Genomic DNA, 17,431 nt, shown 5'->3' on the forward strand with positions numbered 1-17,431 from the left:
CCCGCCCCGGGACCGGCGCTGTGGTTCGCGGTCGCGGACCTTCGGCTATTTCGCAACAGCCCGTCTGAGGAGACGAACGGTACATTCGCTCGGATCGAAGGGCCCGGAGGGCGGCGTCAACCGGTCACGAGCGCCAGCGCGAAACCGTCCCACCCCTTGCTGCCGACCGTCTGCAGGGCGGTCCCGTCGAGCCGCGGTTCCGCGGCGATGAGTTCGAGCACCTCACGGCTCGCCCGCACGCGCTCGTCGTCGAGTTCGGCGTTCGTGATCGATCCGCCGCGCACCACGTTGTCGACGACGATGACGGTGCCCGGGCGCGACAGTTCCAGAGCCGCACGCACGTAGCGCGGGTTGTTCTCCTTGTCGGCGTCGATGAACACCAGGTCGAACGGGGCCTCGGACCCGAGGTCCGGCAGCGAATCCAGCGCGGCACCGACCCGGATGTCGACGATGTCACCGACCCCGGCGCGGTCCAGATTCCCCCGCGCCACCTCGGCGTGGTGCGGTTCGTATTCGAGGGTGACAACGCGGCCTGCCTCCCCGACGGCGCGCGCGAACCAGATGGTGCTGTACCCACCGAGCGTGCCGATCTCGAGGATCTTCCGTGCACCGATCGCCCGGGCGAGCAGGTGCAGGAACTTGCCCTGAGGCGCCGACACGTCGATCGGCGGCAGTCCCCGGTCGGCGTTCGTGGCGAGAGCGCTGTCGAGCGCGTCGTCCGGGCCGATGAGGGTGTCGGTGAGATATGCGTCGGTCGTCTGCCACGTCGAATCGTCGATCATGACCCGAGTCTGCCCTGCCCGCCGAGCGAACGGTACGTTCGCTCGGCTGAAGGCGAGAGCCGAAGGAGAGGGATCAGCCGCGCACGGCCGCGAGGATCTCCTGCAGCGCCGACTCGACCGGAACTTCGCGGGATTCGCCGGTGAAGCGGTCACGCAGCTCGACGTTGCCCTCGGCCCATCCGCGTCCGACGACGACGACGAGCGGCACACCCAGCAGTTCGGAGTCCTTGAACTTCACACCCGGCGACGCCTTGCGGTCGTCGAGCAGAACCTCGACGCCCGCCTTGTCGAGATCGGCGGCCAGGCCCTCGGCGCCTTCGCGGGCCGCGTCGTCCTTGTTCGCGATGACCAGGTGCACCCCGAACGGCGCGACCTCGGCGGGCCAGCGCAGGCCCTTGTCGTCGTGCTGCTGTTCGGCGATCACCGCGACCAGGCGGGAGACGCCGACGCCGTACGAGCCCATGGTGGGGCGCACCGGCTTGCCGTTCTCGCCGAGGACGTCGACCGCGAACGCGTCGGTGTACTTGCGGCCGAGCTGGAAGACGTGGCCGATCTCGATACCGCGCGCCGAGACGAGCGGGCCGGCGCCGTCCGGCGACGGGTCCCCGTCGCGGACCTCTGCGGCCTCGATGGTGCCGTCGGGGGTGAAGTCGCGGCCGGCGACGAGCCCGAAGACGTGCTTCCCTTCTTCGTCGGCGCCGGTGATCCAGCTCGTGCCGTCCACCACGCGCGGGTCGACGAGGTAGCGAACACCGTTGTCCAGCAACGCCTTCGGGCCGATGTAGCCCTTGACGAGGAAGGGGTTGGCGGTGAAGTCGGACTCGCCGAGCAACTCGACCTCGGCGGGTTCGAGCGAGGCTTCCAGGCGCTTGTCGTCGACCTCCCGGTCGCCGGGGATGCCGATGCCGAGCAGTTCCCAATCGCCGCCCGGCTGCCGGACCTTCACGAGGATGTTCTTGAGGGTCTCGGCCGCGGTGACCTCACGCCCGAGGATTTGCGAGGCGGAGGCGACGAGGGATTCGATCGTCGGGGTGTCCGGGGTGTCGTGCACCACGGCGTCGGGCAGGCCGTCGAACGGGATCGGCTCCGGCGCGAGCGTCTTCACCGCCTCGACGTTCGCGGCGTAGCCGGATTCGAGGCAGCGCACGTAGGTGTCCTCACCGGCGTCGGACTCGGCGAGGAACTCCTCCGACGCGCTGCCGCCCATCGCCCCGGACGTCGCGGAGACGATCACGTACTTCACACCGAGCCGCGCGAAGATCCGCTCGTAGGCGTCGCGGTGGGCCTGGTAGGACCGGGTCAGCCCCTCGTCGGTGAGGTCGAAGCTGTAGGAGTCCTTCATGACGAATTCGCGGCCGCGCAGGATGCCGGCGCGGGGTCGTTCCTCGTCGCGGTACTTCGTCTGGATCTGGTACAGGGTGACCGGGAAGTCCTTGTAGGAGTTGTATTCGCCCTTGACGGTGAGCGCGAACATCTCCTCGTGGGTGGGTCCGAGCAGGTAGTCGCCGCCCTTGCGGTCCTGCAGCCGGAACAGGCCGTCGCCGTACTCGGTCCACCGGTTGGTGGTCTCGTAGGGATCGCGCGGCAGCAGCGCCGGCAGCGAGATCTCCTGCGCGCCGATGGCGTTCATCTCCTCGCGCACGACGCGCTCGACCTGCCGCAGCACCTTCAGGCCCAGCGGCAGCCACGAGTAGACGCCCGGCGCGATGCGCCGCACGTAGCCTGCGCGAACGAGCAGTTTGTGGCTGGCGACCTCGGCATCGGCCGGGTCGTCGCGGAGCGTGCGGAGAAACAGATGCGACATGCGGGTGATCACGGAGTGGCAGCCTACCCGCAGGCCCGGAACCGGCCTCGGTACGGTTACCGGTTGTGCTGGTGCTTCTGCCTCCTTCCGAAACCAAGTCCGACGGCGGCAACGGCGCGCCCCTCGATCTGGGCGAGCTGTCGATGCCTCAGCTCACCGACACGCGCGAGATGCTCGTCCAGGCGCTGGTGGATCTGGCCGCCGACAGCGAAGCGTCGATGCGGGCCCTCGGTCTCGGCGCCACCCAGGCCGACGAGATCGAACGCAACGCCAAGCTGTGGGTCTCGGCGACCCGGCCGGCGCTCGAGCGGTACACCGGGGTGCTGTTCGACGCACTCGACGTGCCGTCGTTCACCCGGGTGCAGCGCGAGAAGGCGTACCGGCGGCTCGCGATGGGATCGGCGCTGTTCGGTGCGGTGCGCGCGGGCGATCCCATTCCCGCCTACCGGCTGTCGGGCGGCTCCAAGCTGCCGGGCTTCGGCACCCTGCAGGCGCTGTGGAAACCCGAACTGACCGACGCGCTGGTGGCCGAGGCCGCCGGAGATCTGGTCGTCGACCTGCGATCGGGGGTCTACCAGCAGCTCGGTCCGGTGCCGGGAGCGGTGACCGCGACCGTGCTCACCGAGCAGCCCGACGGCACCCGCAAGGTCGTGAGCCACTTCAACAAGCACCACAAGGGTCTGCTGGCACGGGCGCTGGTGCTCACCCGAGCGGAACCGTCCGACGTCAGGTCCGTGGCGCGGGTGGCCGCGAAAGCGGGCCTGCGGGTCGAGGTCGCGTCGCCCACCGAGCTGATCGTGCTCACCTGAGTTTCCCCGTCGAATCCGCTGGTCCTGCCGTATAGTTCTGATCTCGACGGCCGACCCGGGAGCGCCCATGGGGAAGAAGTCCAAGGGAAGCAAGGCAGGGCACGACGCGGGGACCGATTCCCGCACCCACACGGGTGAACTGCGCCCGCCGCCGACCGGTGGCGATCCCGACCTACCGCCGATGAAGAACAAGGAGTACCGGCGGCACCTGAAGTCGCTGCACGCCGAACTCGTCGCGATGCAGGAATGGGTCAGATCCACCGGCGCGAAGGTGTGCATCCTGTTCGAGGGCCGGGACACCGCGGGGAAAGGCGGTGTCATCAAGGCGATCACGGAACGCGTGAGCCCCCGCGTCTTCCGCGTCGTGGCCCTGCCGGCTCCGACCGAGCGGGAGAAGTCGCAGATGTACTTCCAGCGATACATGCCGCACCTGCCCGCGGCGGGTGAGGTCGTCATCTTCGACCGCAGCTGGTACAACCGCGCCGGCGTCGAGCCCGTCCTGGGGTTCTGCACCCAGGAGCAGACCGACCAGTTCCTGCAACTCGTCCCGGCGGTCGAACGCGCGATCCAGCAGTCCGGGATCATCCTGATCAAGTACTGGCTCGAGGTGAGCCAGGAGCAACAGACGTTGCGGCTGCAGAGCCGTATCGACGATCCGCGCAAGATCTGGAAGCTGTCGCCGATGGACCTCGAGTCGTACAGCCGCTGGTACGACTACTCGCGGGCCCGCGACGAGATGTTCCGGCTCACGCACACCGGATGGTCACCCTGGCACGTCGCGATCAACGACGACAAGAAACGCGGCCGGCTCAACATCATCAGCCACCTGCTCAGCCGGGTGCCCTACGAGCCGCTGGAGCTTCCCGCCGTCACGCTGCCCGAACGACAGAAACCGGGCGGTTATCGCGATCCCGGCGTGGTCGTCGACTGGATTCCCACACCCTACTGACGATGCGCCGCACCGGAACGAGGAGGTCCGCGAGCATGCTCGGTCAAAGATCCGTATCCGGTGACACCCCGGTTGCCGACTCCCCCGACGACCTGCGGGCGTGGCACGCGCTGAACCCCGCGGATGTGGTGGCGACGCTGTCGACCGACGAGTCGGCCGGGCTGACCAGCGCCGCCGTGGAGGAACGCCGAGCCCGCTACGGCGCCAACGTCATCGCCTCCGAACCCCCACCGTCGATCTGGGCAGTCGCGCTGCTCCAGCTCACCGATCCGATGAACGTGATGCTCGTGGCGGTCGTCGTCGTCAGCGTGGTCATCGGCCAGATTCCCGTGGCGCTCACGGTCGCCGGCCTGGTGGTGCTCAACGTCGTGCTGGGGACCCGCCAGGAGTTGAAGGCCCGGGCCAGCGTGGATGCGCTGGCGAAGATGCAGGTGCCGCAGGCCCGGGTGACCCGCAACGGCACCCTGGCCGCGATCCCCTCCACCGAGCTCGTACCGGGCGACATCGTCAACCTGGAGGCCGGCGATCTGGTGCCGGCGGACGGACGGATCCTCGTCTCCGCCACCCTCGAGACCCAGGAAGCGGCGCTGACCGGGGAGAGCGCCCCCGTCGCGAAGGACGTGACGACCCTCGATTCCCCCGACGTGACGCTCGGCGACCGCAGCAACATGCTGTTCCAGAACACCTCGGTCACCCGCGGCACCGCGACGATGGTGGTGACCGAGACCGGCATGCAGACCCAGATGGGTCGCATCGCGTCGATGCTGTCGGCGGTGGCTCCGAAGAAGTCCCCGCTGCAGCGCGAACTGGGTTCGCTGACCAAGGTGCTGGGCATCGTCGCCTGGGGTGCGGTCGCGGTCATCGTGGTGATCGGGCTGCTGCGCGGCCAGAGCGTCACCACGGTTCTGCTGCTGGGCATCTCGATGGCCATCTCGGCCATCCCGACGGGCCTGCCGACGTTCGTGCAGTCGATGCTGTCGTACGGCGCCAAGCAACTGGCCGACGCAAAGGCCGTCGTCAAGAACCTCAACGACGTCGAGACGCTCGGCGCGACCAGCGCGATCAACTCCGACAAGACCGGCACCCTCACCATGAACCAGATGACGGTCCGGTCCCTGTACTTCCACGGCCGCTGGTTCACCGTCGAGGGCGAGGGCTACGCCAAGACCGGTGCGGTGCGGCACGCCGCCGGCGCGGAGGTTCCCGACTTCACGCGGCTGGCGTACGGGCTGTGCCTCGACAGCGACGCCACCGTGTCCGACAGCGGAGTCGTTGTCGGTGATCCCACCGAGGCGGCGCTGGTGGTGCTGGCCGCGAAGCTCGGCGTCGACGCCGAGGAGACCCGGCGCGCCTACCCGCGCGTCGCGGAGGTGCCGTTCGATTCGGCGTACAAGTTCATGGCGACCTTCCACCGGCTGCCGCTGGACGGCGTCGACACGTTCGTCGAACTGGTCAAGGGCGGGCCCGACGTGGTGCTGGCACGCTGCTCGACGGCGTTCACCGAGACCGGGCCGGAACCGATGGACGTGATGCGTGACGAGATCCTCGCGGCCAACCGCAGCATGTCGGAGAAGGGGCTGCGGGTGCTGGCGTTCGCGGCGCGCCTGCTGCCGGGCCGGGAGAGCGAGGTGATCGCCGATCCGATGTCGTTCGTCGAGGACCTGACGTTCGTCGGCATGGTGGGCATCATCGATCCGCTGCGGCCCGAGGCCGTGGAGGCCGTGCGCACCGCGCACGCCGCGGGCCTCGAGGTGCGCATGATCACCGGCGACCATGCGATCACCGCGTCCGCGATCGGTGCCGAACTCGGTCTCGGTCCGGGCGCGATCAGCGGCCCGGAACTGCAGGCACTGTCCGACGACGAACTGGCCGCGGCGCTGCCGAACCTGCACGTCTTCGGCCGGGTCACCCCGCAGGACAAGCTGCGCCTGGCCGAACTCATGCAGCGGGGCGGCGCGATCGTCGCGATGACCGGCGACGCCGTCAACGACGCGGCAGCCCTCAAGCAGGCCGACGTGGGTGTCGCGATGGGGTCGGGCAGCGAGGTCACGAAGCAGGCCGGGAACATGATCCTCACCGACGACAACTTCGGGACGCTGGTGACCGCGATCAGCCTCGGGCGCAGCATCTACGACAAGATCGTCGCGTTCATCCGCTGCCAGATGGCGAAACTGTTTTCGCTGATCCTGTTGTTCCTGGTCGCGAGCGTGTTCGATATCAACGACGGGGTCGCGCTCACGCCGCTGATGGTGCTGTTCCAGAACTTCTTCATCACCCTGTTCCCGGTCATCGTGATCATGCACGACCCCGCACCGCCGAACCTGATGAACAAGCCACCGCGCGACCCGGGCGTTCCGATCACCAATCCGCTGGCCGTGTGGCAGTGGGTCTTCTACGGTGCCGTCGAGTTCGCGGTCACGCTGGCCGCGCTGTTGCTGGCGCCCGGTGAGATGAGTTCGACCGTCGCGAACGTGCCCATGACGATGGCGTTCGTGGTCATGTCGTTCGGGTCGATCCTCGGTGGGCTGGTGATGCGGCGTGATCCGGACACGGGCCTGGCAGCGCCCATTCTGGGAGCCGTGAAGATCCTGGCGATCCCGACGGTCATCACCGTGCTCGCCGTGGAACTCGACTTCCTGCAGCGGCTGCTGATGACGACCTCGCTGACCGGTGGCCAGTGGCTCGCGTGCATCGGATTGTCGGTGATCGTTCCGGTCGTGATCGAGGCCGAGAAGGCGATCCGGCGCCGCCGCGCCACGGGCCCGCAGGCGCCGATCCCGGCCTCCACCGCGGTGGAGCCGCAGCGGGCCCGCGTGGCGTGACGGCGGCCCGCCTCAGGCGTTCTGGGCGGCCTTCTCGGCTTCCTGTGCCTGCGCGACCTGCTGCGGGCTGAACCGGATGAACAGCGCGGCGATACCGGTGATCACCGCGCACACGGCGCAGCCGACCAGGGCGAACATGTAGCCCTCGCCCTGCGCGACGAGCTGCGCCTCGGTCATGTCGGCGACCGCACCGGACGTGCCGCCCAGCGACATGGTCCGCGACGTGGCCATCGCTCCGATCACGGCCAGGCCGATCGGACCGCCGAGGGTCTGCGCGACCTGGGCGATCGCGGACAGCGGGCCGATCTCGTGGGTACCGACCCCGGCGATCGCGCACAGCGGCAGCGGCACCGAGGCCAGCCCGACCCCGAACCCGACGACGAGCACCAGCACGAACAGGGTGGGCAGGTACTGCACCGTCTCGTCCATCGTCGAGCCGAACAGCAGGCTCGCACTCATGATCAGCGCCCCCGCGACCACCAGCCAGCGCGGCTGCACCCGCACGACGAGTTTCGACGCGACCGCAGCGGCACCGCCGAGACCGAACGCGAACGGCACGAACGCCAGACCCGCCTGCAGTGGGGTGTAGCCGAGGATGTCCTGCACGAACAGCGCCACAAAGGCGGCCAGCGAGAACATCACCGAGCCCGCGAAGAAGATCGCCACGAACGTGGCGACCCGGTCGCGGTTGCGGAACAGCACGAACGGCAGCAGCGGATTCTCGGCGCGCCGCTCCACGAGCAGGAACAGCCCGAGGACCACGACACCTCCGATGAGCGCCCCGATCACGACCGGGCTGCCCCAGCCCATCTCGGGTCCCTCGCTCAGGCCGAACACCACACCGGTGCAGCCGAGGGTCGCCAGGACCGCGCCGGGCACGTCGAGCGCGAGCCGCTCGGTCGCGGTCTCCCGCAACACCACGCTCGCGGCGACGGCGATGAGCACACCGATGGGAACGTTGATGAGGAAGATCCAGCGCCACGAGACCTGCGTGAGCGCGCCGCCGAGGATCAACCCGGCGATCGAGCCGACGCCGGTCATGGCCGCGAACACCGCGATCGCGCGGTTGCGGGCGGGGCCCGGCGCGAACGTCGTCGCGACCAGAGCCAGCGCGGTCGGCGACGCGATCGCGGCGCCGACACCTTGCAGGGCGCGGGCCGCGATGAGCATGGCCTCGCCGGTCGCGAGGCCGCACAGCAGCGACGCGAGGGTGAACAGGCCGACCCCGGCGACGAACATGCGCTTGCGGCCGAAACTGTCGCCCAGCCGGCCACCGAGGAGCATCAGACCGCCGAACGCCAGCGCGTACGAGGTGAGCACCCAGTTGCGGCCGGCGTCGGACAGTCCCAGGTCGGCCTGCAGCGGCGCGAGCGCCAGGTTCGCGACCGTGCCGTCGAGCACGACCATCAACTGCAGTCCGCTCAGGACGAGCATGGCCGCGCCGAGCGCCCGGGCGGTCGCGGAACGGGCGGCGTTCGAGGGGTCCGGCACGGCGTCGACGTTACCCAGCATCCGATTCACTCGGAATCCGCGGTGAGACCGGCGACCGGTCCGATCACGATGATCGCGGGCGGCCGGATCTGCTCGTCGCGCACACGCGCCGCGACGGTCTGCAGGTCGGCGCGCAGAACGCGCTGGGTGCGGCGCGTGCCTTCCTGCACGACGACGACCGGGGTGTCCGCGGGACGGCCCCCGGCGAGCAGGGCGCCGGCGAACTGCTGGATGCGTTCGACCGCCATGAGCAGCACCAGCGTGCCGCGCAGCTTCGCAAGTGCCGACCAATCGGTCAGCGAGTCCGGGTGGTCGGGGGCGACGTGTCCGCTGACCACCACGAATTCGTGCGTGACCCCGCGATGGGTGACGGGAACGCCGGCCGCCGACGGCACCGCGATCGCGCTGGTGATCCCGGGAACGACCGTGACCGGGACGCCCGCGGCGGCACAGGCCTGCAGTTCCTCGAAGCCGCGGCCGAAGACGTACGGGTCGCCGCCCTTGAGGCGCACGACGAACTTGCCGGCCTTGGCCCGGTCGATCAGGGTTTCGTTGATGGCCTGCTGCGCCATCGCCCGGCCGTAGGGCAGCTTCGACGCGTCGATGACCTCGACGTGCGGGCCGAGTTCGTCGAGCAGTTCCTGCGGGGCCAGGTGGTCGGCGACGACCACGTCGGCGCGACCGAGCAGGCGGCGACCGCGCACGGTGATCAGATCCGGGTCGCCCGGGCCGCCGCCGACGAGCGCGACCCCGACCGGGGCCGGCGCGGTGTCGGCGACAGCGGCGCCCCCGGCGAGGGACTCCCGGATCGAGGTGCGCACCGCCGCGGACCGGCGGTGGTCGCCGCCGGCGAGGACGCCGATGGACAGACCGTCGTAGGTCGCGGTGGCCGGGGTGACGGCGCTGCCGCGGCGGGCGTTGTCGGCGCGCACGCAGAAGATGCGGTTGCGTTCGGCTTCGGCCACGACCGCCGCGTTCGTCTCCGGCTCGTTCGTGCAGGCCATGGCATACCAGGCGCCCTCGAGATCACCGTCGCGGTAGTCGCGCAGTTCCAGGGTGATGTGGCCCTTGGTGGCCATACTCTCGACGGCGGGCGTGGCCGCACGGGTGACGACGTGCACCGCGGCACCCGATGCGACGAGCAGTCCGAGCCGCCGCTGGGCGACGGACCCGCCGCCGACCACGACGACCCGGCGACCGGACAGATTCAGACCGACGAGGTAGCTGGACTCGTCTGCCCCGTTGGTGGACGACTCGTCTGCAGGATTGGTAGGCACCGGGGTTCCCCACTTCTGGTTGGCCTCGTGACACAGGCCGGTCCGCGGCGTGCGGACCGGCCTGTGACGGGGTCGGGTCGTGACGGTCGGATCAGACCGACGCGGGCTCGATCGGGGCGGTGGTCTCCGCCACGGAGGTGACGTCGAGCTGCAGCGACTTGGTGCTCCACTGCCACACCTTGTCGAACAGCGCCTGATCGTCGGACAGCTTCGTGCCGAGGGACGGCACCATCTCGTGAAGCTTGCCCTGCCATCCGGTCCACTGCTTCGGGAAGCAGCGTTCGAGAACGTCGAGCATCGCGGGCACGGCGGTCGAGGCGCCCGGGGAGGCACCGAGCAGACCGGCGATGGTGCCGTCACCGGCGCTGACCACGGCGGTGCCGAACTCGAGGACACCGCCGATGCCCTTGCGCCGGATGACCTGGACGCGCTGACCGGCGACGATCAGCTCCCAGTCCTCGAGCTTGGCGTTGGGCGCGAACTCGGAGAGGGTGACGATCCGGTCGCGGGGCGACTGGGTGAGCTCGCCGACCAGGTACTTGACCAGGCCGAGTTCGGTGGCGCCGACACCCAGCATCGACATGATGTTGTTGGGCTTGACCGACTTCGGCAGGTCCAGGACGCCGCCCTGCTTGAGGAACTTCGGCGACCAGCCGGCGTAGGGGCCGAACAGCAGGCCCTGCTTGCCGCCGATGACGCGGGTGTCGAGGTGCGGAACCGACATCGGGGGCGCACCCACGGCGGCCTTGCCGTACACCTTCGCGCTGTGCTGCGCGATGACGTCGGGGTTGGTGCAGCGCAGGAACGCACCGGAGACGGGGAAGCCGCCGAAGCCCTTGGCTTCGCTGATCCCCGACTTCTGCAGCAGGTGCAGGGCACCGCCGCCGGCGCCGACGAAGACGAACTTGGCGTTGACCTTGCGGCTCTCGCCGGTCCGGCGGTTGCGGACCTTGACGATCCAGCTGCCGTCGGACTGCTTCGACAGGTTGGTCACCTCGTGACCGAAGAACACCGTGCCCCCGGAGGCGGCGACGTTGTTGATGAGCTGCTTGGTGAGGGCGCCGAAGTCGACGTCCGTGCCGGTCGAGGTCCAGTTGAGGGCCACCGGGTCGGAGAAGTCACGGCCCGCGGCCATGAGCGGGAGACGCTCGGAGAACAGCTCGGGGCTCTCGGAGTACTCCATGCCCGCGAACAGGGGGTGGCCGGCCAGGGCGTCGTAGCGGGCGCGCAGGTACTTCACGTCGTCGGCGCCGTGCACGAAGCTGACGTGCGGAATCGGGTTGATGAAGTCCTTGGGGTCGGACAGGATCCCGTTGTCGACGGCGTAGGCCCAGAACTGGCGCGAGACCTGGAACTGCTCGTTGACGTTGATCGCCTTGGTGATGTCGACGGTGCCGTCGGCCTTGGCCGGGGTGTAGTTCAGCTCACACAGCGCGGAATGGCCGGTACCGGCGTTGTTCCAGGGGTCGCTGCTCTCCGCGGCAGCGGCGTCGAGCCGCTCGAAAGCGGTGATCGACCAGTCGGGCTGCAACTGGCGGAGCAGCGCACCGAGGGTAGCGCTCATGATGCCCGCGCCGATGAGCACTACATCGGTCTTCGCCTCTAACACGTTGTCTGACACTGGAGGATCGACTTCCTTGTCTGTTCGCACGCGCCGCAGAATCCGCAGGGATCGCGTCGCGAGGGTGTCCCGTGCACGTCCGTGGTCCCGCTCCACTTCCGTTCGATCACGAACCGGATCTGGGAACCACCACAGCCGCGCCGACTGCGACGAATAGGTTACCCGCACGTCGCTCGGCGTTTCCTTCCCCCCAATTGTGCCCCGACCACGATCCGGCATGAACACCAATACAGTGTGATAGTGACTACTTGGCAGCCCGACATCCTCGGTGACGGCTATCAGCAGCTCGTTCTCCCCCTCGGCAGCGATCCCGACGGGGAAGGTGAAATCAGCGCGACCCTGGTCCGCTATCAGCCCGCCGGCGACGCTCCGCACCGCGCGGTGCTCTACGTGCACGGGTTCACCGACTACTTCTTCCAGCAGCACCTCGCGGAGCACTTCGCGGCGCAGGGGTACCGATTCTTCGCGCTGGACCTGCGCAAATGCGGCCGTTCACGCGCCCCGGGCCACACTCCGCACTTCGTCACCGACCTCGCGTACTACGACGCCGAGCTCGAGGAGGCGTTGCGGATCGTGCGGGCCGAGACCGGCGAGGAGGTGCTGCTGGTCGCGCATTCGACGGGCGGGCTGGTGTTGCCGTTGTGGCTGGACCGGCTGAACAAGCGTCCAGGCGGTACCGCGGGCGGCGGAATCCGCGGGGTCGTCCTCAACAGTCCCTGGTTCGACCTGCAGGGACCGTCCTATCTGCGCAACGTCGGCACCCTCGCGATCGACCTCCTCGGGCGGATCCGGCCGAAGGACGTCATCCCACTGAAGAAGCTCGACACGTACGGGATGAGCCTGCGCACCGGCGGCTGGAACTACAACCTCGACTGGAAGCCGCTGACGGGATTCCCGCTCACGTTCGGCTGGCTACGGGCGGTCCGGCGCGGGCACGCGCAGCTGCATCGCGGCCTCGACATCGGGGTGCCGTCGCTGATCCTCCGGTCCACGGCGAGCCGGTCCGCACCGAAGTACGACCCCGCGATCGACACCGTCGACGCGGTCCTCGACGTGCGGCAGATCGCGCGCTGGGCGGGTTGCCTGGGCGACCGCACCACGATCGTGCCCATCGACGGAGCCCGCCACGACGTGTTCCTGTCCACCCCCGGTCCGCTCGCCGCGGCGTTCCGGGAATTGGACCGGTGGCTGGAGGGGTTGGACAACCACGACAGCAACGACGACACCGCCGACATCCGCACCGCCGCCGGCAACGTGCGGACACGAACCGCAGGAGACCCCGCGTGACCCATTACGACCTCGCCATCATCGGCACGGGATCGGGCAATTCGATCCTCGACGAACGCTACGACGGCAAGAGGGTGGCGATCCTCGAGGAGGGCACCTTCGGCGGCACCTGCCTCAACGTCGGCTGCATCCCGACGAAGATGTACGTGTACGCGGCCGAGGTCGCGCACACCGTCCGCACCGCCGCGAAATACGGCGTGGATGCGAGCGTCGACGGGGTGCGCTGGAACGACATCGTCGACCGGGTGTTCGGCCGGATCGACCCGATCGCGGCCGGCGGTGAACGGTACCGGCGCGAGGACTGCGCGAACGTCACGGTGTACGGCGGGCACGCGCGGTTCGTCGGCGAGCGCACCCTCGACACCGGCACGGGCGAGACGATCACCGCCGATCAGGTCGTCGTCGCGGCCGGATCACGCCCGATCGTTCCGCAGGAGGTCCTCGACAGCGGCGTCAAGTACCACACCAACGACGACGTGATGCGGCTGCCGAAGCTGCCCGAGTCGATGGTGATCCTCGGATCCGGGTTCATCGCGATGGAGTTCGCGCACGTGTTCTCCGCGCTCGGGGTGCGGGTCTCGATCCTCGCGCGCAGCAGCCGGCTTCTGCGTCACCTCGACACGGACATCGCCGAGCGGTTCACGCGGATCGCGCAGGAGAAGTGGGACGTGCACCTGTCGAATCCGGCCAAGGAGTTCCGCCCTGTCGGTGACGGTGTGGAGGTCGTGCTCGCCGACGGCACGGTCGTCGCGGGTGACGCACTGCTGGTCGCGGTGGGACGGCAGCCCAACGGCGACCTGCTCGACGCGGCCGCCGGTGGCCTGGAACTGGACGAGCAGGGCCGCATCGTCGTCGACAAGTTCCAGCGCACCACCGCGCGCGGAGTGTTCGCGCTCGGCGACGTCTCGTCGCCCTACCAGCTCAAGCACGTCGCCAATCACGAGATGCGGGTGGTGCAGCACAACCTGCTGCAGGATGCGTGGGGCGACGACACGTCGGCGCTGCGGCGCACCGATCACCGGTTCGTGCCGGCGGCGGTGTTCACCGACCCCCAGATCGCCGAGGTCGGGCTCACCGAGGAACAGGCCCGCGCACAGGGATACGACATCTCCGTGAAGATCCAGAACTACGGGGACGTCGCGTACGGCTGGGCGATGGAGGACACCGAGGGCATCTGCAAGCTGATCGCCGACAGGTCGACCGGTCTGCTGCTCGGCGCGCACGTCATGGGCGCGCAGGCGTCGACGGTGATCCAGCCGCTGATCCAGGCGATGAGTTTCGGTCTGACCGCCCGGGAGATGGCGACGGGCCAGTACTGGATCCATCCGGCGTTGCCGGAGGTCGTGGAGAACGCGCTGCTCGGGCTCTGACAGCGTCGGCGGCGCCGTCCGGCCGGGACGGCGCCACCGTGTCCGCTACCAGCTGCCGGTACGCAGGGCGATCGCCGAGGCGAACTCGGCCGGGGCCTGCGCCGGGACGTTCTCGATGCCGTCGAGTTCGACGACCCGGAACTCCCCGGTGACGTAGCGCATGGATGCGTCGGCCTCTGCGCGCCGGGTGCCGCTGCCGACCACGACGGTGGTGGGCACCTCGGCTGCAGGGGCCGACGCGTCGCGCACGGTGCCGTCGGCGTCGGGAACGGCCGGGTGACCGCGGTCGGCGACGACCAGACTCGCGAACCGGCCGAATCTGCCGGCTGCGACGGACCAGGCGAGTTCCGCGCCGGCACCGCTGCCGGCCAGGTGCACCCACGGCAGTTTCAGTTCGTCGAGCAGCGCGAATATCCCGGCCGCATCGAGGTTGTCGATGCTTTCCGGGACGACCGTCCGCAGGTCGGAATTGTGCAGGCGTTCGCACACCGCGTCGAACACGTCGGCGCTCTCCCCCGCTCCCGGCAGCAGCAGCACGGTGTGCCTGCTCTCGGGTCCGTCGATGCGTACCCGGACGGTGCCGCTCGCGGTGCTCACGTCAGTCGATTCCATGCCGCAGAACGGTACGCGATCACACGGTCACGGCAGTGTCAGGATCTCGCATCCGCTGTCGGTGACGACGATGGTGTGCTCGAACTGCGCGGTCCACTTGCGGTCCTTGGTGACGACCGTCCAGCCGTCGTCCCAGATCTCGTAGTCGGGCGTGCCCAGGTTGATCATCGGTTCGATGGTGAAGACCATGCCGGGCTCGATGACCGTCTCCACGGACGGCTGGTCGTAGTGCAGGATGACCAGGCCGTTGTGGAAGGTCTCGCCGATGCCGTGGCCGGTGAAGTCGCGGACGACGCCGTATCCGAACCGATTGGCGTACGCCTCGATGACCCGGCCGATGACGTTCAGGGCGCGGCCGGGCGCGACGGCCTTGATGGCCCGCCGGGTCGCCTCACGGGTGCGTTCGACGAGCAGGCGGTGTTCCTCCGAGACGTCACCGGCCAGGAACGTCGCGTTGGTGTCACCGTGCACCCCGTGGATGTAGGCGGTGACGTCGATGTTGACGATGTCGCCGTCCTCGATCACCGTCGAGTCGGGGATGCCGTGGCAGATCACCTCGTTGAGCGACGTGCAGCAGGACTTGGTGAAGCCCCGGTAGCCGAGGGTCGACGGGTAGGCGCCGTGGTCGCACATGTACTCGTGGGCGATGCGGTCGAGTTCGTCGGTGGTCACACCGGGGGCGACGGCCTCGCCGGCCACGGCGAGCGCCTGCGCGGCGATCCGGCACGCCTCGCGCATCTTCTCGATGGTCTCCGGGGTCTGCACCCACGGCTCGTTGCCTTCCTTGGCGGTCGGCTTCCACGCGTACTCGGGTCGTTCGATGAGCTTGGGAACCGAACGGATGGGGGTGGGCGTGCCGGGAACGAGAGCTGTGCGCACAGACATGACGATCAGGATATGCCCACCGGCCCGCGGGCGATGCCTCCGAGGCATCACCCGCGGGACGCGGGTCAGCGCTGACGGAGGAGGAAGCGCTGGACCTTGCCGCTGGGGGTCTTCGGCAGGTGCGGCACGAAGTGCACCGCCCGCGGGTAGGCGTGCGCGGCGAACTTCTTCTTCACCAGCTGCTGCAACTCGGCCTCGAGTTCGTCGGTGCCCTCGACGCCCTCCCGCAGCACCACGAACGCCTCGAGCACCTCGCCGCGGAGCTCGTCGGGCAGACCGACGACCGCGGCCTCGACCACCTGCTCGTGCATCACGAGCACGCTCTCCACGTCGAACGGCCCGATCCGGTAGCCCGCCATGATGATCACGTCGTCGTCGCGGGAGGAGAAGAAGTAGAAGCCGTTCTCGTCGACGCGGCCCGCGTCGCCGGTCAGGTACCAGCGGCCGTCCTCGCTGAAGCGTTCGGCGGTCTTCTCCGGAGCGTCGACGTAGCCGGTGAACCACAGCAGCGGGCTGGCCTGGGTGTCGATCGCGACGCGGCCGACCTCGTTCGTGTCCGCGAGTTCGTCGCTGTCCTCCTTCAGCACCGCCACCGACCAGCCCGGCAGCGGCTTGCCCATCGAGAGCGGCGGCACGTCCTCGCGCAGGCCGTCGGCCCACGCGTTGACGACGAACATGCCGTGCTCGGTCTGCCCGTACTGGTCGTGGACGACGACACCGAACTTGTGCTCGGACCAGGTCAGCACGTCCGGGGTCAGCGGCTCACCGGCCGACGATGCGCGGCGCAGCGGGATCTGCGGTCCCTGGCCGGAGTCGGCACGCAGGCTGCGGTACACCGTGGGTGCGGCGGCGAAGTTGGTGACGCCGAACGTCTCCATCACCTGCCAGGTCAGCGCCGGCGAGAACCCGGCGTGCAGCAGGATGCTGCGCCGGCCGGCGGCCATGGGACCGAGCAGCGCGTAGTACAGCCCGTACGCCCAGCCCGGGTCCGCGGCGTTCCAGAACACGTCGTCGGGGCGCACGTCGAGGCCGAAGTCCATGTACGCGTGGAACGAGGCGAGCGCCCGCACCGGAACCGGCACGCCCTTCGGGGTCCCCGTGGTGCCGGAGGTGAACAGCTGCACGAGGCCACCGGAGCCACCGACGGCGACCGCGGCACCGCGCGGATCGTCGCCGGTGTGGGCGGCGAGCAGGTCCGCGAAGTGCAGCCCGATCCCGGCGTCACCGGAGTCCCCCGCGACGACGATCTGCCACGGCGCGTCGGCCGGGATGTCCTCGCTGGGCGCCAGCTTGCCGAGCTGGTCGGCGTCGGCGACGACGACCTTCGCGCCGCTGGCCTGCAGCCGGAACGCGATGGCGGGGGGCGCGAACGCGGTGAACAGCGGCACGTGCACGGCGCCGCGCCGCCAGATGCCGAGCAGCGCGACGACCAGGTCGGCGGACTTGCCCATCAGCGTCGCGACATGGTCGCCGGGCTCGACACCGAGGTCGTTCAGCGCGGCCGCGAAGCGGGTCGACTGCTCGCGCAGGTACCCGTACGTCAGATCGGTCGAGGAGAGATCGGACTCGACGACGGTGAACGCGACCGCGTCGGCGGGATGGTCGTCGCACAAAAGGTTCGCAGCGCATCCGTCCGCGGTGTCGTAGCGGTCCAGCAGTTCGCGGACACGGGCAGCGAAATCGGCAGCCATCGATCCGTCCTCCTCGTCGAGCGTTCACAGG

The 17,431-nt window shown here is 69.3% G+C and carries 13 protein-coding genes; 5 read left to right on the forward strand and 8 right to left on the reverse strand.

Features of this window, described 5'->3' with window-relative positions:
• Window positions 1-116: 116 nt before the first annotated feature.
• Both ACWDUD_RS26735 and ACWDUD_RS26740 read right to left on the reverse strand, forming a co-directional pair.
• A complete protein-coding gene (locus tag ACWDUD_RS26735; protein WP_450111287.1) occupies window positions 117-782 on the reverse strand; it encodes an O-methyltransferase in 666 nt (221 codons plus the stop codon).
• Window positions 783-855: 73 nt separating this feature from the next.
• On the reverse strand, window positions 856-2,598 hold the full coding sequence (locus tag ACWDUD_RS26740) for a proline--tRNA ligase (protein ID WP_450111288.1): 1,743 nt from the start codon (window positions 2,596-2,598) through the stop codon (window positions 856-858).
• A gap of 53 nt (window positions 2,599-2,651) precedes the next feature.
• Between ACWDUD_RS26740 and yaaA the strand changes: the two genes are divergently transcribed.
• The 3 genes from yaaA to ACWDUD_RS26755 all read left to right on the forward strand — a co-directional run bounded on the left by yaaA (window position 2,652) and on the right by ACWDUD_RS26755 (window position 7,166).
• Window positions 2,652-3,395: a peroxide stress protein YaaA gene (yaaA, locus tag ACWDUD_RS26745; protein WP_450111289.1), complete on the forward strand. Its 744-nt coding sequence runs from the start codon at window positions 2,652-2,654 to the stop codon at window positions 3,393-3,395.
• A 67-nt stretch (window positions 3,396-3,462) separates the two neighbouring features.
• Window positions 3,463-4,344, forward strand: coding sequence for a polyphosphate kinase 2 (gene ppk2, locus ACWDUD_RS26750; RefSeq protein WP_450111290.1), 882 nt, complete (start codon window positions 3,463-3,465; stop codon window positions 4,342-4,344).
• Window positions 4,345-4,379: 35 nt separating this feature from the next.
• Complete coding sequence (locus tag ACWDUD_RS26755; RefSeq protein ID WP_450111291.1) at window positions 4,380-7,166, forward strand: cation-translocating P-type ATPase; 2,787 nt, start codon at window positions 4,380-4,382, stop codon at window positions 7,164-7,166.
• A gap of 12 nt (window positions 7,167-7,178) precedes the next feature.
• Here the strand turns inward: ACWDUD_RS26755 and ACWDUD_RS26760 are convergent, their stop codons facing one another.
• The 3 genes from ACWDUD_RS26760 to mqo form a co-directional block, all read right to left on the reverse strand.
• A complete protein-coding gene (locus ACWDUD_RS26760; RefSeq protein ID WP_450111314.1) occupies window positions 7,179-8,600 on the reverse strand; it encodes a DHA2 family efflux MFS transporter permease subunit in 1,422 nt (473 codons plus the stop codon).
• A gap of 83 nt (window positions 8,601-8,683) precedes the next feature.
• The gene (gene cobA / locus ACWDUD_RS26765; protein ID WP_450111292.1) at window positions 8,684-9,934 is read right to left on the reverse strand and encodes a uroporphyrinogen-III C-methyltransferase; all 1,251 of its coding nucleotides are present in this window, start codon (window positions 9,932-9,934) and stop codon (window positions 8,684-8,686) included.
• Between the two features lie 91 nt (window positions 9,935-10,025).
• The gene (mqo, locus tag ACWDUD_RS26770) at window positions 10,026-11,555 is read right to left on the reverse strand and encodes a malate dehydrogenase (quinone) (protein WP_308200776.1); all 1,530 of its coding nucleotides are present in this window, start codon (window positions 11,553-11,555) and stop codon (window positions 10,026-10,028) included.
• A 240-nt stretch (window positions 11,556-11,795) separates the two neighbouring features.
• On the opposite strand from mqo, the gene ACWDUD_RS26775 reads away from it, so the two are divergent.
• Both ACWDUD_RS26775 and mtr read left to right on the forward strand, forming a co-directional pair.
• On the forward strand, window positions 11,796-12,842 hold the full coding sequence (locus ACWDUD_RS26775; protein ID WP_450111293.1) for an alpha/beta hydrolase: 1,047 nt from the start codon (window positions 11,796-11,798) through the stop codon (window positions 12,840-12,842).
• Complete coding sequence (gene mtr / locus ACWDUD_RS26780; RefSeq protein WP_450111294.1) at window positions 12,839-14,212, forward strand: mycothione reductase; 1,374 nt, start codon at window positions 12,839-12,841, stop codon at window positions 14,210-14,212. The genes ACWDUD_RS26775 and mtr overlap by 4 nt, the downstream gene beginning before the upstream one ends.
• Before the next feature lie 45 nt (window positions 14,213-14,257).
• Here mtr and ACWDUD_RS26785 read toward each other — a convergent pair whose 3' ends face one another.
• The 3 genes from ACWDUD_RS26785 to ACWDUD_RS26795 form a co-directional block, all read right to left on the reverse strand.
• Entirely contained in the window at window positions 14,258-14,824 is a 567-nt protein-coding gene (locus ACWDUD_RS26785) for an alpha/beta fold hydrolase (RefSeq protein WP_450111295.1), read from the reverse strand.
• 27 nt (window positions 14,825-14,851) lie between these two features.
• On the reverse strand, window positions 14,852-15,709 hold the full coding sequence (map, locus tag ACWDUD_RS26790) for a type I methionyl aminopeptidase (protein ID WP_450111296.1): 858 nt from the start codon (window positions 15,707-15,709) through the stop codon (window positions 14,852-14,854).
• Window positions 15,710-15,774: 65 nt separating this feature from the next.
• The gene (locus ACWDUD_RS26795; protein WP_450111297.1) at window positions 15,775-17,400 is read right to left on the reverse strand and encodes an AMP-binding protein; all 1,626 of its coding nucleotides are present in this window, start codon (window positions 17,398-17,400) and stop codon (window positions 15,775-15,777) included.
• Between the last annotated feature and the right edge of the window lie 31 nt (window positions 17,401-17,431).

The sequence above is a fragment of the Rhodococcus sp. NPDC003382 genome (assembly GCF_053589135.1).